Source organism: Mycobacterium sp. 050134 (assembly GCF_036409085.1).
Taxonomy (GTDB): domain Bacteria; phylum Actinomycetota; class Actinomycetes; order Mycobacteriales; family Mycobacteriaceae; genus Mycobacterium.
The window spans coordinates 59,492-78,537 of the sequence record NZ_JAZGLV010000018.1; the positions used below are offsets into that span (position 1 = coordinate 59,492).

At 71.6% G+C, this 19,046-nt stretch carries 21 protein-coding genes; 14 read left to right on the forward strand and 7 right to left on the reverse strand.

Annotation, left to right across the window (positions count from 1 at the left end):
* The first annotated feature begins 1 nt into the window (after position 1).
* The 7 genes from SKC42_RS20560 (at position 2) to eccE (ending at position 6,952) form a co-directional block, all read left to right on the forward strand.
* On the forward strand, positions 2-1,522 hold the full coding sequence (locus tag SKC42_RS20560; RefSeq protein ID WP_330966119.1) for a PPE family protein: 1,521 nt from the start codon (positions 2-4) through the stop codon (positions 1,520-1,522).
* A 48-nt stretch (positions 1,523-1,570) separates the two neighbouring features.
* Positions 1,571-1,864 carry a WXG100 family type VII secretion target gene (locus SKC42_RS20565; RefSeq protein WP_330966120.1) on the forward strand — a complete coding sequence of 98 codons (294 nt, stop codon included), beginning with the start codon at positions 1,571-1,573 and terminating at the stop codon, positions 1,862-1,864.
* Positions 1,865-1,891: 27 nt separating this feature from the next.
* Positions 1,892-2,182 carry a WXG100 family type VII secretion target gene (locus SKC42_RS20570; protein WP_085254620.1) on the forward strand — a complete coding sequence of 97 codons (291 nt, stop codon included), beginning with the start codon at positions 1,892-1,894 and terminating at the stop codon, positions 2,180-2,182.
* Between the two features lie 16 nt (positions 2,183-2,198).
* Positions 2,199-3,083 carry an ESX secretion-associated protein EspG gene (locus SKC42_RS20575; RefSeq protein WP_330966121.1) on the forward strand — a complete coding sequence of 295 codons (885 nt, stop codon included), beginning with the start codon at positions 2,199-2,201 and terminating at the stop codon, positions 3,081-3,083.
* Between the two features lie 82 nt (positions 3,084-3,165).
* Positions 3,166-4,575 (forward strand): type VII secretion integral membrane protein EccD, encoded by a 1,410-nt coding sequence (gene eccD, locus SKC42_RS20580; RefSeq protein WP_330966158.1) that lies wholly within the window; start codon positions 3,166-3,168, stop codon positions 4,573-4,575.
* Complete coding sequence (mycP, locus tag SKC42_RS20585) at positions 4,572-5,975, forward strand: type VII secretion-associated serine protease mycosin (RefSeq protein WP_330966122.1); 1,404 nt, start codon at positions 4,572-4,574, stop codon at positions 5,973-5,975. The genes eccD and mycP overlap by 4 nt, the downstream gene beginning before the upstream one ends.
* Positions 5,972-6,952 carry a type VII secretion protein EccE gene (gene eccE / locus SKC42_RS20590; protein ID WP_330966123.1) on the forward strand — a complete coding sequence of 327 codons (981 nt, stop codon included), beginning with the start codon at positions 5,972-5,974 and terminating at the stop codon, positions 6,950-6,952. Before mycP ends, eccE begins: the two co-directional genes overlap by 4 nt.
* On the opposite strand, the gene SKC42_RS20595 is transcribed toward eccE, so the two are convergent.
* Positions 6,949-8,157, reverse strand: a complete 1,209-nt coding sequence (locus SKC42_RS20595) for an alpha/beta hydrolase family protein (protein WP_330966124.1) — start codon at positions 8,155-8,157, stop codon at positions 6,949-6,951. The two genes, eccE and SKC42_RS20595, sit on opposite strands and share 4 nt — an antisense overlap.
* Before the next feature lie 148 nt (positions 8,158-8,305).
* Here SKC42_RS20595 and SKC42_RS20600 point away from each other — a divergent pair, with 148 nt between their 5' ends.
* Entirely contained in the window at positions 8,306-9,091 is a 786-nt protein-coding gene (locus SKC42_RS20600; RefSeq protein WP_330966125.1) for a trans-aconitate 2-methyltransferase, read from the forward strand.
* A 13-nt stretch (positions 9,092-9,104) separates the two neighbouring features.
* On the opposite strand, the gene SKC42_RS20605 is transcribed toward SKC42_RS20600, so the two are convergent.
* The gene (locus tag SKC42_RS20605) at positions 9,105-10,454 is read right to left on the reverse strand and encodes a sulfatase family protein (RefSeq protein ID WP_330966159.1); all 1,350 of its coding nucleotides are present in this window, start codon (positions 10,452-10,454) and stop codon (positions 9,105-9,107) included.
* 53 nt (positions 10,455-10,507) lie between these two features.
* Positions 10,508-11,155: a 5,6-dimethylbenzimidazole synthase gene (gene bluB / locus SKC42_RS20610; RefSeq protein WP_330966126.1), complete on the reverse strand. Its 648-nt coding sequence runs from the start codon at positions 11,153-11,155 to the stop codon at positions 10,508-10,510.
* A 67-nt stretch (positions 11,156-11,222) separates the two neighbouring features.
* Here bluB and SKC42_RS20615 point away from each other — a divergent pair, with 67 nt between their 5' ends.
* Complete coding sequence (locus tag SKC42_RS20615; protein ID WP_330966127.1) at positions 11,223-11,507, forward strand: hypothetical protein; 285 nt, start codon at positions 11,223-11,225, stop codon at positions 11,505-11,507.
* Here SKC42_RS20615 and SKC42_RS20620 read toward each other — a convergent pair.
* On the reverse strand, positions 11,491-11,973 hold the full coding sequence (locus SKC42_RS20620) for a hypothetical protein (protein ID WP_330966128.1): 483 nt from the start codon (positions 11,971-11,973) through the stop codon (positions 11,491-11,493). The two genes, SKC42_RS20615 and SKC42_RS20620, sit on opposite strands and share 17 nt — an antisense overlap.
* 58 nt (positions 11,974-12,031) lie before the next feature.
* Between SKC42_RS20620 and SKC42_RS20625 the strand changes: the two genes are divergently transcribed.
* Together SKC42_RS20625 and SKC42_RS20630 are read left to right on the forward strand one after the other, a co-directional pair.
* On the forward strand, positions 12,032-12,703 hold the full coding sequence (locus tag SKC42_RS20625; protein ID WP_330966129.1) for a phosphatase PAP2 family protein: 672 nt from the start codon (positions 12,032-12,034) through the stop codon (positions 12,701-12,703).
* Positions 12,704-12,729: 26 nt separating this feature from the next.
* Complete coding sequence (locus SKC42_RS20630) at positions 12,730-13,380, forward strand: L,D-transpeptidase family protein (protein ID WP_330966130.1); 651 nt, start codon at positions 12,730-12,732, stop codon at positions 13,378-13,380.
* 11 nt (positions 13,381-13,391) lie between these two features.
* Here SKC42_RS20630 and SKC42_RS20635 read toward each other — a convergent pair whose 3' ends face one another.
* Complete coding sequence (locus tag SKC42_RS20635; RefSeq protein WP_330966131.1) at positions 13,392-13,874, reverse strand: nuclear transport factor 2 family protein; 483 nt, start codon at positions 13,872-13,874, stop codon at positions 13,392-13,394.
* Between the two features lie 4 nt (positions 13,875-13,878).
* The gene (locus SKC42_RS20640) at positions 13,879-14,523 is read right to left on the reverse strand and encodes a TetR/AcrR family transcriptional regulator (protein ID WP_330966132.1); all 645 of its coding nucleotides are present in this window, start codon (positions 14,521-14,523) and stop codon (positions 13,879-13,881) included.
* A gap of 38 nt (positions 14,524-14,561) precedes the next feature.
* On the opposite strand from SKC42_RS20640, the gene SKC42_RS20645 reads away from it, so the two are divergent.
* The 3 genes from SKC42_RS20645 (at position 14,562) to SKC42_RS20655 (ending at position 18,366) form a co-directional block, all read left to right on the forward strand.
* The gene (locus tag SKC42_RS20645) at positions 14,562-15,788 is read left to right on the forward strand and encodes a hypothetical protein (RefSeq protein WP_330966133.1); all 1,227 of its coding nucleotides are present in this window, start codon (positions 14,562-14,564) and stop codon (positions 15,786-15,788) included.
* A gap of 165 nt (positions 15,789-15,953) precedes the next feature.
* Positions 15,954-17,867, forward strand: coding sequence for an Hsp70 family protein (locus SKC42_RS20650; protein ID WP_330966134.1), 1,914 nt, complete (start codon positions 15,954-15,956; stop codon positions 17,865-17,867).
* Between the two features lie 94 nt (positions 17,868-17,961).
* Positions 17,962-18,366: a hypothetical protein gene (locus SKC42_RS20655; protein ID WP_330966135.1), complete on the forward strand. Its 405-nt coding sequence runs from the start codon at positions 17,962-17,964 to the stop codon at positions 18,364-18,366.
* On the opposite strand, the gene SKC42_RS20660 is transcribed toward SKC42_RS20655, so the two are convergent.
* Entirely contained in the window at positions 18,363-19,043 is a 681-nt protein-coding gene (locus SKC42_RS20660) for a DUF3060 domain-containing protein (RefSeq protein WP_330966136.1), read from the reverse strand. The two genes, SKC42_RS20655 and SKC42_RS20660, sit on opposite strands and share 4 nt — an antisense overlap.
* Positions 19,044-19,046: the final 3 nt, after the last annotated feature.

Sequence of the window (19,046 nt, forward strand, 5' to 3'; positions counted from 1 at the left end):
CATGAGCGCCCCCGTCTGGATGGCTTCGCCGCCGGAAGTGCATTCGGCGTTGCTGAGCGCCGGTCCGGGCCCGGGTCCGCTGTTGGCGGCCGCGGGCGCGTGGACCTCGCTCAGCGCCGAATACGCCTCGGCGGCGGCCGAACTGGGCGGGCTCGTGGGTGCGGTGCAGTCGGGCGCCTGGCAGGGGCCAACCGCCGAGCGGTACGTGGGCGCGCATCTGCCGTACCTTGGCTGGCTGCAGCAGGCCAGCGCCGACAGCGCGGGCGTCGCGGCGCAGCACGAGGTCGCCGCGACCGCGTACGGCAGCGCCCTGGCGGCCATGCCCACCCTGGTCGAGCTGGCCGCCAACCACATCATCCACGGGGTGCTGCTGGCAACGAACTTCTTCGGCATCAACACGATTCCGGTCGCGCTCAACGAGGCCGACTACGTACGGATGTGGGTCCAGGCCGCCGCCGCGATGAGCGGCTACCAGGCCGCCACGGGCGCGGCGCTCGCGTCGGCGCCGCGCGCCGCGGCGGCGCCCGTCGTCATCACCTCCGACTCCGCGCAGTCGGCCGCCGCGGCACCGGCCGCCGATTCCGGCTCGGCGCTGAACGGCTCGGACGCGATCCTTCAGCTGTTGCAGTCCTACCTGCAGTCGGTGCCCGGCGGGGACCTGATCATGAACTTCCTCACCAATCCCGTTGCGCAGACGCAGCAGATACTCATCGACTTCGCGACCAACCCGTCGGCGGCCATGGTCACCTGGGGGCCGCTGCTGTTCGCGCTCGCCTACCAGGCCTTCTTCATCCCCGTCGGCTTCGGCACGTGGGGAACGCTGCTCAGTTCACCGCTGTGGCTGCCGGCCGCCATCGCCACCGGCCTCTCGATACCGCTGTCGTTGCTGGGGACGGTCGACCTGGCCCCCGCGCCCGACGCGGCCCTCGCCGTCGCGCCGGAGCCCGGCCCCGCGCAGCACCACGGCTTCCCGGCCGCGGGGCTGTCGTCGCCGGTGACCAATCCCGCGCCCGGCGCGCCCGCGACCGCGACGGGCGCGAGCGCCCCGGCGAGCGCGTCGCCGGCCGCAGCGCCGGCGCCGGGGAGCATCGCCTATGCCGTTGCCGGGCCGGGTGACTGGGGACCGGCTTTGGGGCCGACGGTGGGCGGACGGTCCGGTGCGAAGGCGCCGTCGGCGACCATTCCCGCGGCCGGGGCGGCGGCCGCGTGCCGGGCCGACGCGCGGGCGCGGCGGCGGCGCCGCACGGCGCTGCGTGATCACGGTGACCAGTTCGCGGACATGAACGTCGACGTCGACCCCGACTGGGGCGAGCCCGATGCCCCGGTGGCGTCCGAGAACGGTGCCGGGGCACTGGGATTCGCCGGCACGGCCCGCAAAGAGGCAGTCTCGCAGGCGGCCGGGCTGACCAAGCTGGCCGACGGGGGCTTCGGCGACGGTCCGCGGCTGCCGATGGTGCCGGGGACCTGGGAGCGGGACGCCGAGGACCCGGACGGGTGGGGGAGAGGGGGCCAGGGCAGTTAGCCGGCGAAACACGAACATTCCCAAGGATTTACGAAGAAAGGAATCGTCATGAGTATGTTGGACGCTCACATTCCGCAGCTGGTGGCCGCCGAGTCGGCGTTCGGCGCCAAGGCGGCCCTGATGCGCAGCACCATCGGCCAGGCCGAGCAGGAAGCGATGTCGGCGCAGGCGTTCCACACCGGCGAGGCGTCGGCGGCATTCCAGGCCGCGCATGCGCGCTTCGTCGAGGTGGCCGCCCGGGTCAACACGCTGCTCGACATCGCCCAGGCGAACCTCGGCGACGCCGCGGGCACCTACGTGGCCGCCGACGCCGCGGCCGCTTCCGGATACAACGCGTTCTGACCCCCCGACGACACGAAAGGACTTCTGATGTCGCAGATCATGTACAACTACCCGGCGATGCTCGGTCACGCCGGCGACATGGCCGGCTACGCCGGGACGCTGCAGGGGCTTGGGGCGGACATCGCCAGCGAGCAGGCCGCGCTGTCGAACGCGTGGCAGGGCGACACCGGCATGACCTACCAGGCGTGGCAGGCGCAGTGGAACCAGGCGATGGGAGACCTGGTGCGCGCCTATCAGGCGATGGCCAGCACCCACGAGGCGAACACGATGTCCATGCTGGCCCGCGACCAGGCCGAAGCCGCCAAGTGGGGCGGCTAGAACCGACGAGCGTCTGATGAGCTCCGAGCCGAACGCCGTCGAGCTGACGGTCGACCACGCGTGGTTCATCGCCGAAACCATTGGCGCGGGCACCTTTCCGTGGGTCTTGGCGATCACTCCCCCGTACCGTGATGGGGGGGAACGCGGCGCGTTCCTCGAACGGCAGCGCGCCGAACTCGCCGAGATGGGCCTGGTGTCGCCTACGGGTGTGGTCAACCAGTCGGTCGCCGACTGGATCAGGGCGGTCTGCTTTCCGGACCGGTGGCTCGACCTGCGCTACGTCACGCACCAGGGGGCCGGCGGCACCGGCGACCTGTTGCGCGGCGTGGTGGCGCAGCGCCCCGCGACCACGCGCAAGACCATCGTCGCGTTGCGCAGCGCGCAGCTCATCACCTTCACCGCGATGGACATCGACGACGCGCGCGGGATGGTTCCGGTGCTCGGCGCGGGGCTGGCGCAGCGGCCGCCGGCCCGATTCGACGAGTTCAGCATGCCGATGCGCGTCGGAGCGCGGGCTGACGAGCGGTTGCGCTCGGGCGCCTCGCTGCCGGAAGTGCTTGACTACCTGGGCATTCCAGCCTCGGCGCGGCCGGTGGTCGAGTCGGTGTTCAACGGGCCGCGCAGCTACGTCGAGATCGTCGCCGGCTGCCGCCGCGACGGGCGGGAGGCGACCACCGAGGTCGGCCTGAGCGTCGTCGACGCCGCCGCCGGGCGGGTGCTGGTCAGCCCGTCGCAGGCGTTCGACGGCGAATGGGTGTCGACGTTCGGCCCGGGCACCCCCTTCGCGATCGCCGTCGCCCTCGAGGCGCTCACCGCCCTGTTACCCGACGGCCGCTGGTTCCCCGACCAGCGGCTGTCCCGAGATTTCTCCGCGTGGGACCTTTCCGCCCAGCGGGCATAACGGAAACCAAGAAGAAAGAGAGCACGATGTCCCAGCAACGGCCCCAGCACCCGACGAGGGTCCGGTGACGTCCGGCACCGTCATGCCGATCGTCCGCGTGGCAATCCTCGCGGAGAGCAGGCTGACCGAGATGGCCCTGCCGGCCGAATTGCCGCTGCGCGAAATCCTGCCCGCCGTACGGCGTTTGGCGATTCCTGCGGCGTCGAACGGCGACTCACCCGACACCTTGAGCGGGATCGGCGCGACGTCACAACTGAGCCTGGCGCCGATCGGCGGGGCGCCGTTCAGCCTCGACGCCAGCCTCGACACCGTCGGAGTGGTGGACGGTGACCTGCTGGCCCTGCAGCCGGTGCCCGCCGGCCCCGCGGCGCCGGGCATCGTCGAGGACATCGCCGATGCCGCGATGATCTTTTCCGCCTCGCGCCTGAGGCCCTGGGGCGCAACCCATATCCAGCGCTTCGCGGTCGGCGCGGCGGTCGCGGCCGCGCTCGCCGCGACCGGCCTGGGGGCGGCCCACCGCGTCGCCACCGGGTCGGTGGCCGGCCTCATCGCGGTCGGCGCGGTCGCGGTGCTCTCCGTGCTGGCGGGTCTGCTGGGCGTCGCCCGGTCGCCGCGCGCCGGGCTCGCGTTGTCGATCGCGGCGCTGGCACCCGTCGGCGCGGCCCTGGCGCTCGCGGTTCCCGGGCGGGTCGGCCCGGCGCAGCTGATGCTCGCCGCGGCCGGCGTCACCGCGTGGTCGCTGATCGTCCTGATGATCCCCGGCGCGGAGCGCGAGCGATTCGTCGGCGTGTTCACCACCACAGCGGTGGTGGGGGCCGGCGTGTTGCTGGCGGCCGCGGCCGAAACATTGTGGCGGCCAACGGTTGTCACGATCGGTGCCGGCTTGATCGTGGCCGCGCTCCTGCTCACCGTCGAGGCGGCGCAGCTGTCGGCGCTGGCGGCCCGTTTCCCCCTGCCGGTCATCCCGGCGCCCGGTGACCCGACGCCGTCGGCGCCGGCGCTGCGGGTGCTCGAGGATCTGCCCCGCCGCGTCCGGATCAGTGACGCCCACCAGACCGGCTTCATCGCCGCCGCGGTGCTACTCAGCGCGCTGGGGTCGGTGGCGATCGCGCTGCGTCCCGAGGCGCTGAACGGTGCCGGCTGGTATGTGGTCGCGTCGACCGCCGCGGCGTCGGTCCTGCGTGCCCGCGTGTGGGATTCGGCCGCCTGCAAGGCCTGGTTGCTCGTGCAGCCGTACCTGGTCGCCGGGGTCCTGCTGGTGGTCTATGCCGCGGCCGGCCGGTACGGCGCCGCCCTCGGCGCCGTCCTGGTGGTCGTCGCCCTGGCCGCCGCGTGGGTGGTGGTGGCGCTGAACCCGAGCATCGCCGAGCCGGAGAGCTACTCGCTGCCGGTGCGCCGGCTGGTCGGCTTCGTCGCCGCCGGTCTCGACGCGTCCCTGATCCCCGTGCTGGCGTACCTCGTCGGGCTCTTCGGCTGGGTGCTGAATCGATGATTCGCAGCGGATTGGCCTGCACCGCAGCGACGTTGGTCGTTGCGGTGGGGGCCTGCCCGCCGGCGGTGGCGGTCAGCCCGCCGACCGTCGATCCCGGGGTGCCACCGCCCAGCGGTGCCCCCGGGCCCGGGCAGCCGATGGAGCAGCGTGGCCCGTGTAGCGCCTCCGGGGTCATTCCCGGGAGCGATCCCAACGTGATCACGCCCGCTCAGGCGGCGCTCAATCTTCCTGCGGCCTGGCAGTTTTCGCGCGGCGACGGCCAGCTGGTGGCGGTGGTCGACACCGGGGTGCGGCCCGGGCCGCGCCTGCCCAACGTCGATCCCGGCGGCGATTTCGTCGAGACCACCGATGGCCTCACCGACTGCGACGGGCACGGCACCCTGGTCGCCGGGATCATCGCCGGCCAGCCCGGCCCCGAGGACGGGTTCTCCGGTGTCGCGCCGGCGGCGCGGCTGCTGTCGATCAGGGTCACGTCCGCCGCCTTTTCGCCTCGGACACCGGCCGGTGGAGACCCCCAGCTGGCCCGGGCGGCTATGGACGTGACGACGCTCGCCCGGGCGATCGTGCGCGCCGCCGACCTCGGCGCCCGGGTGATCAACATCTCGGCGATCACCTGCCTGCCCGCCGATCGGACCGTCGATCAGGCCGCGCTCGGCGCGGCCGTCCGGTACGCGGCGACCGACAAGGATGCGGTGATCGTGGCCGCCGCCGGCAACAGCGGATCCACCGGGACCACTGCCGGCGGAATGGCCTGCGACTCCAACCCGCTGACCGACCTCGGCCGTCCGAGCGATCTGCGCAACTGGGCCGGGGTGACGTCGATCTCCACGCCGTCGTGGTGGCAGCCGTACGTGCTGTCGGCGGCCTCGCTGACGCCCGAGGGGCAGCCGTCGAAGTTCACCATGGCCGGGCCGTGGGTGGGCATCGCGGCGCCCGGCGAGAACATCGTGTCGGTGAGCAACCGCGACGGCGGCGGCCTCGCCAACGGCCTGCCGGGCAACCACCAGCAGATGATCGCCCTGAACGGCACCAGCTACGCGACCGGCTACGTGTCCGGCGTCGCCGCCCTGGTGCGCGCCAAGTACCCCGAGCTGACCGCCGCGCAGGTGGTGCACCGCCTCACCGCGACCGCTCGCGGCGGCGCCCGCGCGCCCTCGAACCTCGTCGGCGCCGGCAGCGTCGACCCGTTGGCGGCCCTGACCTGGCAACTGCCCGCCGGGAGCGGGCCCGCCACCCCGCCGGGGAAGCCGGTCGCGCTCCCCGCCGCGCCGGCACCCAAGGACACCACGCCGCGCACCGTCGCGTTCGCCGGGACCGCCGCCCTCGCGGTGCTCGTGGCGGCGTTCGGGGCCTGGGCCGCGATCGCGGGCACGCGGCGACGAAAGGAGACCACCTCATGAGCGTGTTTCGCTCGATACCGCCGGCCGGCAGCGGCCGGGTCGCGCTGGCGCTGCTCGCCGTGGTGCCCGCGGTGCTGGCGTACCCGTGGCGAACGGCCCGCGAGCAGTGGGTGCTCGGCGTCGCCATCGCGATCGTCGTCGTGCTGTTCGGGTGGTGGCGGGGGCTGCACTTCACCACGATCCTGGGTCGCCGCCTGGCGATCGGGAGGCGCAGGTCCCGATTCGTGCCCGACCCCGGCGCCGCCACCAAGGCCACGGTGCTGCTGCGGGTCGGCGCGCCGGGCGACGCGGCCGACGTGCTGCCGTTGCCGCTGCTCGCCGGCTACCTGGACCGCTACGGCGTGCGCGCCGACAAGGTCCGGATCACCAGCCGCGACAACCCTTCCGATCCCGCGCGGCGCGAGACCTGGATCGCGCTCACGCTCTCGGCGGTCGACAACCTGGCCGCGCTGCGGGCCCGCTCGCCGCGCGTTCCCCTGCACGAGACCGCCCAGGTGGCCGCGCGCCGGCTGGCCGACCACTTGCGGGAGATCGGCTGGGAAGCCGGCACGGTCGGCGCCGACGACGTCCCGCGGCTGCTCTCGCCCAGCGCCCGGGAGACGTGGCGCGGGGTGCAGCGCGGCGCCTCGGATTACATTGCGGCGTACCGGGTCCGGATCGACGACGCGTTGCCCGGGACCCTCGACGCGATCCGCACCCACCCGGCCCGCGAGAGCTGCACGGCACTCGAGATCGCCGGCGACCCGGCCCGCCCGACCGTCGCGGCCGCCTGCGCGTTCCTCACCGAGACGCCTCCGGCGGCCGGTGCACCGGTGGCCGGGCTCACCCCCCAGAGCGGCGACCAGCGGCCCGCGCTCAGCGCGCTGGACCTGTTGTCCACCACGCGGCTCGACGGCCATACCGAGGCGCCCGCCGACCTGCTGGCGCTGCTGCGCTGGCCCACCCCGGCGGTCGGGGCGCATCGCGCGACCGTCTAGAACATGACCGCCCGCAGGAAGGACGTCATCGCGCGCAGGTAGTCCAGCTGGCTCACGTGCATCACGTGGCTGCCCGGAAACCAATGCAGCGCACAGTGATCCCAGTGCTCCCAGAGCGCGGCGGCCTGGTTGGGCGGCGCCATCCGATCGGCGAGGCCGGTGATGATCATGCGGCGGTCCCGGCCCACCAGCGGCCGGTAGTTCAGCGGACCGTGGTAGGCCATCCCGGCCCGCAGCTCGTCGCTGCTGATCTTGGACAGGCGCAGCCCCAGCCGGACCAGCTGGTTGGCCGGGAACCAGTCCTCGAACATGGTGGCCGGCGTGACGACGGGGCAGTTCGGGATGACGGCCTCGAGCCGGTCGTCGACCGAGGCCACCAGGGCGGCGGTGTAACCGCCCAGGGAGATTCCGGTGAGCGCGATGCGGTCGACACCGGTGCGGCGCAGATGGTCAAGGATCGAGCGGAAGTCGTGCACGGCCTGTGCCATCGCCTCGGCGAACCCGCTGGGCCCGTCGGCGAAATAGCCGAAACCGCCGAACGGCGACAGCTTCTCGGCCCGCTTGCCGTGGAACGGCAACGTGTACATCAACACGTCGTAGCCGGCCCGGTAATACCAGGGCAGCGTGAAGAACTTCCCGTTGGCCAGATACGAAGACCCCATGAAGCCGTGGATCACGCACAGCGTGGGCCGCGGCCCGTCGCCGTGGCGCCAGTGCTGTGCGTGCACGATGTTGTTGCGGCGCAGCGCGCTCCAGCGGGCGCGCATGGCGGGATTGACGGCCGTGAAGCTGCTCGAAAACCAGATGTCCTCGACGGTGCCGCGCGCCAACGCCTCGGCCCGCCGGCCGGCCGGGCGGGACGAGACCCGCGGGGTTTCGGTGGGCGCCGGGAACGACTTGGCCGGATCCCGTTCGGCGCCCAGCTCGGCGTAGAAGCTCAGGTTCCTGCGCTCGGTGCCGGCGGGCCTGCGCAGGTTCGTCGCGAGCACCACCGGCGCCACCGTCGCGGCGATCACCGACGCCACCGCCGTGCGCAACGCCAGATCGCCGACGGCGGACGCCTCGACCACCGCGCGCTGCCGCGGTGAGAGCGCCGAACGGGGCGGCAACCCCTCGGCCCCCGCCGGCAGATCCTCGCCCTTGAAGGAGTCGGGGACGTCCGGAACCCCGATCGGCGGATCGCTCGGATCGGTGTCGTGGCCCACGAACGCCGATGCTACGGCTCGGCCGCGGGCGTTTCGCGGCAAAGGAAAGCAAACCCGGCTGCCCGGCCGCCCTGCCGCGGCCCGGCGTGCGGTAATACGGTTTGTCTATCGGCTCCGGACCAGCCACGGCGCCCTCAGGAGGACCGACATGTGGGATCCCGACATCTACCTCGCCTTTGCGGACCATCGCGGCCGCCCGTTCTACGACCTGCTGTCGCGCGTGGGGGCCGACCGGGCACGCCGGGTCGTCGACCTGGGCTGCGGGCCCGGCCACCTGACGAAGTACCTGGCCCGCCGCTGGCCCGACGCGGTGATCGAGGCGATCGACAGCTCGCCGGAGATGGTGGCCGCCGCCAAGGAGCGCGGCATCGACGCCGTCAATGCCGACGTGCGGGACTGGCGGCCCAAGCCCGACACCGACGTGGTCGTCAGCAACGCGGCGCTGCACTGGGTGCCCGAGCATTCCGACCTGCTGGTCCGCTGGGCCGGGGAGCTGCCGCCCGGGTCGTGGATCGGCGTGCAGATGCCGGGCAACTTCGAGTCGCCCTCGTACGCCGCGGTGCGGGCGCTGGCCCGCCGGGAGCCGTACGCGAAGCTGTTGCGCGACGTGCCTTTTCGGGTCGGGGCGGTGGTGCAGGCGCCGACGCACTACGCAAACCTGCTGCTGGATGCCGGATGCAAGGTCGACGTGTGGGAGACCACCTACCTGCATCAGCTGACCGGCGAGCACCCGGTGCTCGACTGGATCACCGGGACGGCCCTGGTCCCGGTGCGCGACCGGCTGAGCGACGAGGGCTGGCAACAGTTCCGCCAGGAACTCATTCCGCTGCTGGACGACGCCTACCCGGCGCGCGGCGACGGCACGACGATCTTCCCGTTCCGGCGGGTGTTCATCGTCGCCGTGGTCGGCGGGGCGGACCGCCCGGCCGGCTGAGCGGGTCAGCGGGTCATTCCTCGACGCCGCGCTCGGCGGCGATCGCCGACCGCGCGCTCGGCGCGGAGCGATGGATCTGCAGATACGTCTCGGTGTAGCGCACCGCGATGCGCGTCCCGGCGAACTCCGAGGGGATGACGTCGCCGGTGCGCTGGCGCCAATCATGCAGGCGCACAGCGAGATCGGCGGCGATGCCGTCCGCGTCCGGGTCGCCGCCGGCCAGCAGGTTGGTGGTCTCGGTCGGGTCGGTGCGCAGGTCGTAGAGTTCGCGGTCCGGACGCGGATCGCCGATGAAGGGTGTGACCGCCATGCCCGACGCGCTCTCCTCGATGTCCAACGGCAGGTCGAGCAGTGGTCGGCGGGCGTAGTTCTCGATGTAGCTGTAGTCCTTGGTGCGGATCGCGCGGATGGGGTCGTAGGAGTCGTGGTACGTCTTGGCGGCGTACACGTGGTCCCTGACCGGCGCGCCGCCCTGGTCGGAATCCGTCGGCGCCCACAGCGCCTGGGCGTGGGACACCCCGTCGACGTCGGGCGGCACCCGCACGCCCAGCAGCTCGAGCAGCGTCGGCACCAGGTCGACGCCGCTGAACAGCTCGTCGTAGACGCGGGGGGTGACGCGCCTGCGCGCCGGTGGTCGGATGATCAGCCCGATCCCCGTTCCGGCGTCGTAGAGCGTGGATTTCGCGCGGGGGAACGCGGGGCCGTGGTCGGTGAAGAACACCACCCAGGTGCTCTCGTCCAGCCCGGTCTCGGCCAGCGCGTCCAGCAGCCGGCCGGTGGCGGCGTCGGCCGCGGCGATCGCGCCGTAGAACTCGGCGACGTCGTCGCGGACCTCGGGCGTGTCGGGCAGGTAGTCGGGCAGTTCGACGCCCGCGCTCTCGGCGGGCTCGTAGCGGTCCCGCGGGTAGGGCCGGTGCGTCTCGAAGAACCCGGCCGTGAGCAGGAAGGGCTGACCCGCAAGGTTTTCGGTGCTGTCGCCGAGCCACTCGGTGGCCTTGTCCACCACGTAGTCGCAGTAGGAGTTGGAGACGTCGAACTCGTCGAAGCCCAGCCGTTTGGGGTACGACGTCTCGTGCTGCATGCCGAAAAGCGCTGAGTACCAGCCGCATTCGGACAGGATCTGGGGAAGGGTGCGCACACCGCTGCGGTATTCCCAACCGTGATGGGCCAGGCCCAGCAGCCCGTTGGACTGCGGGTAGCGGCCCGTGAACAGCGACCCGCGCGACGGCGAGCACAGTGGCGCGGTGGCGTGGGCCCGGGTGAACAGCACACCCTCGGCGGCCAGCCGGTCCAGGTGCGGGCTGGACACGTCGGGGTGGCCGTACGCGCCCAGGTATCGGCCGAGGTCGTGCCAGTGCACCATCAGCACGTTGTCTTTTCGGCCGTCCGCCGAGTCTGCCACCGCCGTCACCCCCCTTACCTACCCTGAACCCAGTGGTTCTCGCAGACGAATTCCGACAGCGGGCGCGCGACAGTCCAGCCGTCGAGCTCGAGCGCCGGCCGGTCGGGGAACTCCGGCACCGGTCCCAAGCAGAGGATCGCCACCGGTTCGGCGCCGGGGGGCATCCCCAGCAAGGCCGCCAGCCGCTGCGGGTCGAACAGGGAGACCCAGCCCATGCCGAGGCCCTCGGATCGCGCGGCCAGCCACATGTTCTGGATCGCGCACGACACCGATGCCAGGTCCATCTGCGGCAGCGTGCGCCGCCCGAACACGTGCCGGTCGCGCTTGTCGCGCAGCGCCACCACCAACAGCTCGGCGCACTCGAGGATGCCCTCGACCTTGAGCGCCATGAATTCCTCGCCCCGCGCGCCGAGCGCGGCGGCGGTGCGCGGCCTTTCCTCGGCGACGAGGGCGTGGATGCGCCGCCGCAGCGACGCGTCGGTGATCCGGATGAACCGCCACGGCTGCATGAGGCCGACGCTGGGCGCCGCGTGCGCGGCCTGCAGCAGGCGCGCCAGCACGTCGGAGGCCACGGTGCCGTCGGGCGAGAACCGGCGCATGTCGCGCCGCTCGGAGATCACCCGGTAGACGGCCCGTCGCTCCTGCGGGCTGAACGCGGTCACCCCGCCATCGTAGGAAATCGGCGTTAGCGTGAATCGTCTGCCAGACGCGCAGGAAGGAAGTGTTCCCGTGAAGCTTTCCGACGTCCTCGACCAGCCGCCGACCGACCGCGCCGACGGGCGCGTCTACGGCGAGCCGTACCAGACCGCCGACGGCGCCACCGTCATCCCCGTCACCAGGCCGCTCGGTGTGTTCGTCATCCGGGCGGGCGAGGCGGCCTGGGTGCCGGCCGTCGACCAGAACAGGATCGCGCTGATCGGAGTGGTCACCGGGCTGCTGGCCGCGGTGATCGGCACCCTGGCGGTGCTGCGGCAGCCGCCCTGGCCGCGGATCACGATCACGGGCTATAGGTGACGCCGACCGCCCGAAACACGTATTCCGGCGGCATGTCGAAGGCCAGCGAACGCCTCGGCAGTGCGTCCAGCACGTCGGCCGGGATGGCCGCCTTGTAGTGCAACGACAGCTCGCCGCTGAAGTCGGCGTCGACCAGGGCGACGTCGACGTCCACCTGCAATCCGGTCGGGGAGATCTCCACCTTCGCCGCGCCGGCCTGCGGCGCGTCCCAGCGCGCGTCGACCGTCGGGCCCGCCAGCTTGGGCAGCATGGATAGCGTGGCGAGCACCCGCTCCGAAGTGAACACCAGCGACCCGGTGTAGCTGGCGACGCTGTGGGGGAGCCGGACGCCCGGGATGACCCCGCTGAATCGCCGGGTGACGGCGACGTAATCGGCGAGGTAGATCAGCCCTTCGGCGTCCACCTGGGCGTGCAGGTCGGGGGGCAGCTTGCCGATGCCGAACAACCTGCGGACGAAGACCGCCATGACGCCAGTATGACGGCCCGCGGCGCGGGCGGGGCCGCGGTGCTGGTATCGGTGGGGGATGACCCGAGCGCGGAGTGCCCTGACCGTTTCCGTCGCCGCGGTCGCGGTCGCGTTGTATGCGCTGATGTGGCTGGCCTACTCCCGGCAGTGGGGCTGGCTGCATGGCGTCGATTGGTGGCTGCTGAACTCCGCCCACGCCGTCGGGGTGAAGCACCCGCTGTGGGTGGACTTCTGGGACGGGGTGTCCTTCGCGCTCGGGCCCGTCCCGCTGCGGGTGCTGGGCATGGCCGCGGCGGTCGCCGCGCTGGTGCGGCGCAACGTGCGCGCGGCGCTGGTGCTGTTGGTGTGCGGGCCGCTCAGCGGGGTGGTGACGACGGCGGCGAAGGGGCTGGCGAACCGGACGCGGCCGTCGACGATGCTGGTGCCCGCGTCGTCCACGTCGTTTCCGTCCGGCCATGCGCTCGAGGCGACCGCCGGGCTGTTGGCGATCCTCGCCTTCGTCCTGCCGCTGCTGAGCCGGACGGCGGGCCGGGTGCTGGCCGTTGCTGCCGCGGTGTGCGCGCTGGCGGTGGGCGCGGCCAGGGTCGCGCTCAACGTGCACCATCCCTCGGACGTGCTCGCCGGCTGGTGCCTCGGTTACCTGTATTTCCTGTTGTGCGTGTTGGTGTTTCGGCCGACTTGGTCTCGGCGCGGAGACACGATTGAAGCTAAAGCTTTACTTGACCCTTAGGCACCAGGGGCCCGACGATGGGATGCATGCGCCTCGCTTCCCTGTGCGTCGCCGCGTGCCTGGTGTCCGCGTCCCTCGTGCTGGCGCCGACCAGTGGTGCGGCCGGCGCGCCGTGGTTCGCCAACGCCGTCGGCAACGCCACGCAGGTCGTCTCCGTCGTCAGCACCGGCGGGTCGAACGCCACGATGGACATCTACCAGCGCAACTCCGCCGGTTGGCAGGCGCTGCGGACGGGTGTTCCCACGCACGTCGGCTCGGCGGGCATGGCGCCCCAGGCGCGCAGCGGGGTGCCGGCCACGCCGATGGGCGTCTACACGCTGGACTCCGCCTTCGGCACCGCGCCGAATCCCGGTACGGCACTGCCCTACACGCAGGTGGGGCCGAACCACTGGTGGAGCGGGGACGATCACAGCCCCACGTTCAACAGCATGCAGGTGTGTCAGAAGGCGCAGTGTCCGTTCAGCACCGCTGCCAGCGAGAACCTGCAGATCCCGCAGTACAAGCACGCGGTCGTCATGGGCGTCAACAAGAACAAGACGCCGGGCGGCGGCTCGGCGTTCTTCTTCCACACCACCGACGGTCACCCCACCGAGGGATGCGTCGCCGTCGACGACGCGCAGCTGGTGTCGATCATGAAGTGGCTGCAGCCCGGTGCGGTCATCGCCATCACCAAGTAGCGCCGGGCGCGTCAGTCCAGGGCCCGGCCCGGCTTCAGCTTGAAATCGAGCCCGGCCAACGACATCGTCGCCTCGTAGGTGCGGTCGTAGCCGGTCGCGCTGATCCGCCAGCCGTCGTCGGTGCGCCGGTAGGAGTCGTGATAGAACGCGGCGCCGATCAGCATGAAGTTGAAGTCGGCGACGATGACCCGGTCCTGCAGGTACCAGGTGCCCGACGCCTCGTCGCCGGTCACCGTGATCTCCGGATGGGTGACCCGGTGCTCGGTGATGACAGCGGGCCCAAGGGATTTGCGCATGAAGTTCACCAGGTCGACGCGGTTGGTGAAATGCAGCTCCTCGCCAACGGAGGGCCCGTAGTCGCCGACGACGTCATCGGCCAGCGTGTCGGCGAAGTCGTCCCAGCGCTTGGTGTCCAGCGCGCGCAGATAGCGGTACTTGAGTTGCTTGATGGCCTCGATGTCGGTCACCGTGGAGGGGGAGTCGTGCGGGCTCATCCCGTCATTGCAGCACACCGGGCGGGTCGCGATGCAGGTAGTGGGTGGCCATGTCGATCAGCGCCCGCCGCTCCCGCTGCCAGTCGATCGGGGTGCCAACGATCATCTGCGCCAGCACCACGCCCCGCAGCGCGGCCCAGATCACCTCGGCCACACCGTTGTTCGCGCGATCCTCGGTGATCAGCCGGCCGAGCTTGGTCACCGCGGCATTCATGTCGAGCAGGTGCCGGCGCGAGGCCTCGCCGGGACCGCCACGCGTGGCCCGCAGGATCTCGAACGCCGCCATCGACGTCGGGCTGCTGTAGCACTCCCATGCGGTGTCGACGACGACCTCGATGCGCTCGCGCAGTCCAAGGTCGCGGACGTCGGCGGACGACAGGCTGTCCACCAGCCGGGCGACCCCGTCGTCGACGACGGCCATCAGGAGGCCGTTGCGGTCGCCGAAGTGGTACTGAATGACGCCCCAGGTCACGCCGGCGCGTTCGGCGACGTGCTTGGCTGTCGCGGCGGCGAAGCCCTCGTCGGTGATGCAGCGGACCGTCTCGTCGATGATGCGGGCGCGGGTGTCGTCGCCGCGCTTGCGCGGTGCGCTGGTCCGGCGGGTGGGGGCGGCGGCGCGCACGGGCCCTTGAGCTGCGGAAATCGACATTGTTGACTTTATAACATAGTCGCAATTATTTTTGGGCGGTGAGCCGATCCCGATTCGCGCGGCTGTCCCGCGAGGAGCTTGCCGTGCTGGTCCCCGAGCTGCTGCTGATCGGGCAGATGATCGATCGCTCCGGCATGGCCTGGTGCATCGACGCGTTCGGCCGCGAGGAGATGGTGCAGATCGCCATCGAAGAGTGGGCCGGCTCCAGCCCGATCTACACCCGGCGGATGCAGCGGGCGCTGAACTACGAGGGCGACGACGTGCCGACCATCTTCAAGGGCCTGCAGCTCGACATCGGCGCCCCGCCGCAATTCATGGACTTCCGCTACACCGTGCACGATCGCTGGCGCGGTGAGTTCCACCTCGACCACTGCGGGGCGCTGCTCGACGTGGAACCGATGGGCGAGAAGTACGTCTACGGCATGTGTCACACGATCGAGGACCCGACCTTCGACGCGACCGCGGTGGCGACCAACGCGCGTGCGCAGGTCCGGCCCATCCACCGGCCCCCGCGCCAGCCGTCGGACCGGCACCCGCACTGCGCCTGGACGGTGATCATCGACGAGTCCCACCCGGAGGCGCGGAGCATCCCGGCGCTGGACATTGTCCGCCAAGCGCGCGCCGCGACTTGGGAACTTGACCCCATCGATCCCTCCGAAGAGGGGCTGGCGGACTACTCGGGGCCGTTGCTGTCGGACCTCGACTTCACCGCCTTTTCGCACTCGGCGCTGGTCCGCATCGCCGACGAGGTGTGCCTGCAGATGCACCTGCTCTACCTGTCGTTCGCGATCGCCGTGCGGGAACGGGCCCGCGACGAGGCGCAGGCCACCGATGTGTGCACCCGCGGCCTGATCGGCCTGGCCGGGCTGGCCGCCGGACGCATCCACCGCGCGCTGTCGCTGCCCGGCGGGTTCGACGGCATCATGCGGGTGCTCGAGCTGCACCCCCTGCTCAACCCCGCGGGTTACGTCGTCGCGCGGATCGACGGCCACCGGCTCGCGGTGCGCCGCTCGCCCGCGCACGACGACGTGGCCTGGATCTCGCTGTGCTCGCCCGAATCCGTCCAACCGTTGCAGGCGATCGCCACCGCGATCGACCCGCACACCGAGTTCCGGGTTAGCGGAACACCCGTCGACTGGACCGCCGAACTCACCCACGCCGACGCCCCGGCGGCCGAACTACCAGAGGTATCGGTAGCGAAAGTCAGTGGCGGATCGACCTTCGAGTTCCAGCCGAGGCGTTCGCTGCCACTGACACCCGTCTGAGCCCGGCGCCGGCGAAACGGCTTTTGTCAAGGGGTTTCCGGTACCGCTTCGGTGACGCAACCGCATCGACCGAATACCAATGACATTGCAAGCCATCGGCTTTCGGCGTGTCCGCCGTTATGGTTAACGCTGGCTACCGACCCCTATAGACGAAGGTTTCGCTCTATGTACGACCCATTGGGGTTGTCGATCGGGACCACGAACCTGGTCGCTGCGCGTAACGGAAGTTCACCGGTAAGCCGGCGAGCCGTGCTGACGCTGTATCCGCACTGCGCGCCGAAAGTCGGTCTACCGTCCGAGAATTCGGACATGACCGACCCTGGCATGCTGATGAGCGGCTTCGTCGAGCGCATCGGCGATGCCGTGGCGCTGGTGTCCGCCGACGGCTCCGCCCACGACCCGGACCTGCTGGCGGTGGAGGCCCTGGACGGGATGGTCTCGGCGGCCGGCGCGGACGCGGCGTCCGCCGAGATCTCCATCGCCGTGCCCGCCTACTGGAAACCCGGCACGGTGCAAGCCCTACGCAACGGATTGCGGACCCACGTCGGCTTCGTGCGCAGCGGCATGGCGCCCCGGCTGGTGTCCGACGCGATCGCGGCGCTGACCGGCGCCAACGCGGACTTGTGCCTTGCCGCAACCGGAGTCGTGGGCCTGCTCGACTTCGGCGGCACCGGCACGTCGGCCACCCTGGTGAACCTGGCCGGCGACTACGAGTTGGTCACGCCGACCATGCGCTACGCCGCCTTCTCCGGCGACGAGATCGACCAGGCGCTGCTGCTGCGGGTCTTCGAGGAGCTGGGCCCCGGCAGCAAGATCGACCCCGCCAGCACCGCCGGGGTCGGCCAGCTCGGCCTGCTCCGTGAGCAATGCCGCGCGGCCAAGGAGCGGTTGTCCACCGAAACCGCGGTCGAATTGGCCGCGGAACTCGGCGGGCGCAACTGCACCATGCGGCTGACCCGTGACGAGTTGGGTGACCTGATCCAGGACCGGTTGACCGGCTTCATCTACGCGTTCGACGAGATGCTAGTGCGGCACCGCAAGAGCTGGACCGACCTGTCCGCCGTGGTTACGGTTGGTGGGGGAGCAAGCATTCCCCTTATCACCGAACGACTTTCGGTACACGGCCGCAGGCCGGTGGTTAGCCCGTCGCGGCCCGCGTACGCCGCCGCGCTCGGTGCCCTGCTGCTGGCCTCCCGCGGCGAACAGCTGGACATGCGGACGCGCACGTCCATCGGGCTGCTCTCGTCGGCGGCCGCCGCCGGCGACGTGGTCGACCTGGGTGCCGGTGACGTGCTCGTGATCGACGACGAGGCCTTGACGGATCGCGAATTGGCTTGGTCGCAAACGGAATTCGGTGCCGACCTGCGGGTGCGCTACACGCCCGAGATCTTCGACGAGGACGGCCCCGCCGGCTGGTCCATGCGGCTGAACGTGATGGAGCCGCCCAAGGCACCGCCGTGGCGGCGACTCCGCCTGTCGCAGTTGGTCATCGGTATGTGCGCCGTGGTCGCGATGACGTCGATCGGCGGCGTGGCGTACACCCTGGCGGGCATCGAGAACCGGCAGGCGCCGCCGGCGCCCACCGTCGCGCCCCTGCCCGCTCCGCCGGTCACCTCGCTGGTGCCCAGCCCCGTGCCCCCGCCTCCGACGCCCGTGCCGCCGCCGCCGAGCCCCGAGCCGGTTCCCAGTGCCGCGCCGCCCCCGCCCCCCTCGCCGCCTCCTCCGCCGCCGTCGCCACCCCCTGCGCCGGTGATCGTGACGACGACCCCGCCGCCGGCCGTTACCACCCGGCATCCCGCGCCGCCCTCGACGACGGTCGTGACGACGACCCCGCCGCCGCCACCGACCACCACGACGACGACTACGACGCCACCGCCCCCGCCGACCACCACGACGACGGTGCCGATGACGACGCAGTGGATCCACGTCCCGCTGTTGCCGGTCCCCATCCCGGTCCCGGTGCCGGCGAACCAGGCCCCCGCGACCCCGGCGGCGCCCCAGTACCCGGCCAACCAGTACCCCGGGCAGTACCCGGGCGGCGGGTATCCGCAGAATCCGTTCCTGGGTCCCGGTTACTGATCCCACTCGCGCCGCCGGCCCCCTAGAACTCGTGGCGAACGGCGCGAAGTGCGCGCACACTGGGCGTCAAGGGCATACGGCAAGGAGGGGTCGCGTGGGAGAATACGGTGCGTTCGGATTCGATCCCGACGAGTTCGATCGAGTGATCAGGGAAGGCAGTGAGGGGCTGCGCGACGTCTTCGAGCGGATCGGCAAGTTCGTGGGCGCTCCCGGCGCCGGAGCGGGCTGGTCGTCGATCTTCGAGGACGTCTCCCGACGGCGCCCGCGCCCCGCTCCGGAGACCACCGGCGAGGCCGGCGACGGGGTGTGGGCGATCTACACGGTGGACGCCGACGGCGGCGCGCGGGTCGAGCAGGTCTACGCGTCCGAGCTGGACGCGCTGCGGGCGAACAGGAACAACGTCGACCCCAGGCGCAAGGTGCGCTTCCTGCCGTATGGGATCGCGGTCAGTGTCCTCGACTACGACTCGGACGAGCCTTCCGAGCAGTCGCCCGACTAACCCTGCTGCACCTCGTTCGAGTCGCCGGACTTGCTGACCTTCGGCGTGCCCGAGTGGTAGGTGACCTTGTTGTTGAACCCGGAGGCCTCCACGGCGTCGACCGAGTCCACGGTGATCGCGTTCTGCATGCCGGACACGCTGATGCTCGCGCAGTGACCGGTGATGACCACCGTGTTGGACACCCCGCTGACGCTCACGACGTTGTCGTTGCAGGCCAGCGCCCGGTTCTCGTTGATGCCCGAGACGCTGACCTTGCCGCCCGGCGGTGGCGCCGGTGACGTCGGAGCCGTCGAGGACTTGGGTGTCGTCGTCCTGCGGGGGGACGGCGACGTCGAGCCCGGCGGCGCGGTGATGCCGGTCGGCGGGGATTCGATGATCGACCGGACGCCGGAGAACTGGTGGGCCGCGAACGCGGCGATCCCGCCGGCCAGGGCCAGCGCGCCGACGACGATGAGGGTGCCGAGGATCCACCACGTGCGGTTGCCCGAGGGCTGCGGCGGCGGTCCCGGGAACGGGCCGCCGTAGCTCCACGGTGCCGGCGGCGGGGGACCCGGCGGGCCCGGCGGATACGGCTGCGCCGCGGGCCCGGGCGCGTTCAGCTCGGAGGCCCGGGCCGTGTCGGCCAGCGGTCGCTCGAGTTCGCGGATCCGGTCTTCGGGATCTTCCTCTGAACCCATGGA

Coding starts and splice junctions, on each gene's coding strand:
- SKC42_RS20560 (WP_330966119.1), top strand. CDS start 2: ATGAGCGCCCCCGTCTGGATGGCTTCGCCGCCGGAAGTGCATTCGGCG.
- SKC42_RS20565 (WP_330966120.1), top strand. CDS start 1,571: ATGAGTATGTTGGACGCTCACATTCCGCAGCTGGTGGCCGCCGAGTCG.
- SKC42_RS20570 (WP_085254620.1), top strand. CDS start 1,892: ATGTCGCAGATCATGTACAACTACCCGGCGATGCTCGGTCACGCCGGC.
- SKC42_RS20575 (WP_330966121.1), top strand. CDS start 2,199: ATGAGCTCCGAGCCGAACGCCGTCGAGCTGACGGTCGACCACGCGTGG.
- eccD (WP_330966158.1), top strand. CDS start 3,166: ATGCCGATCGTCCGCGTGGCAATCCTCGCGGAGAGCAGGCTGACCGAG.
- mycP (WP_330966122.1), top strand. CDS start 4,572: ATGATTCGCAGCGGATTGGCCTGCACCGCAGCGACGTTGGTCGTTGCG.
- eccE (WP_330966123.1), top strand. CDS start 5,972: ATGAGCGTGTTTCGCTCGATACCGCCGGCCGGCAGCGGCCGGGTCGCG.
- SKC42_RS20600 (WP_330966125.1), top strand. CDS start 8,306: ATGTGGGATCCCGACATCTACCTCGCCTTTGCGGACCATCGCGGCCGC.
- SKC42_RS20605 (WP_330966159.1), bottom strand. CDS start 10,454: ATGGTGCACTGGCACGACCTCGGCCGATACCTGGGCGCGTACGGCCAC.
- SKC42_RS20620 (WP_330966128.1), bottom strand. CDS start 11,973: ATGGCGGTCTTCGTCCGCAGGTTGTTCGGCATCGGCAAGCTGCCCCCC.
- SKC42_RS20625 (WP_330966129.1), top strand. CDS start 12,032: ATGACCCGAGCGCGGAGTGCCCTGACCGTTTCCGTCGCCGCGGTCGCG.
- SKC42_RS20630 (WP_330966130.1), top strand. CDS start 12,730: ATGCGCCTCGCTTCCCTGTGCGTCGCCGCGTGCCTGGTGTCCGCGTCC.
- SKC42_RS20635 (WP_330966131.1), bottom strand. CDS start 13,874: ATGAGCCCGCACGACTCCCCCTCCACGGTGACCGACATCGAGGCCATC.
- SKC42_RS20640 (WP_330966132.1), bottom strand. CDS start 14,523: ATGTCGATTTCCGCAGCTCAAGGGCCCGTGCGCGCCGCCGCCCCCACC.
- SKC42_RS20650 (WP_330966134.1), top strand. CDS start 15,954: ATGTACGACCCATTGGGGTTGTCGATCGGGACCACGAACCTGGTCGCT.
- SKC42_RS20660 (WP_330966136.1), bottom strand. CDS start 19,043: ATGGGTTCAGAGGAAGATCCCGAAGACCGGATCCGCGAACTCGAGCGA.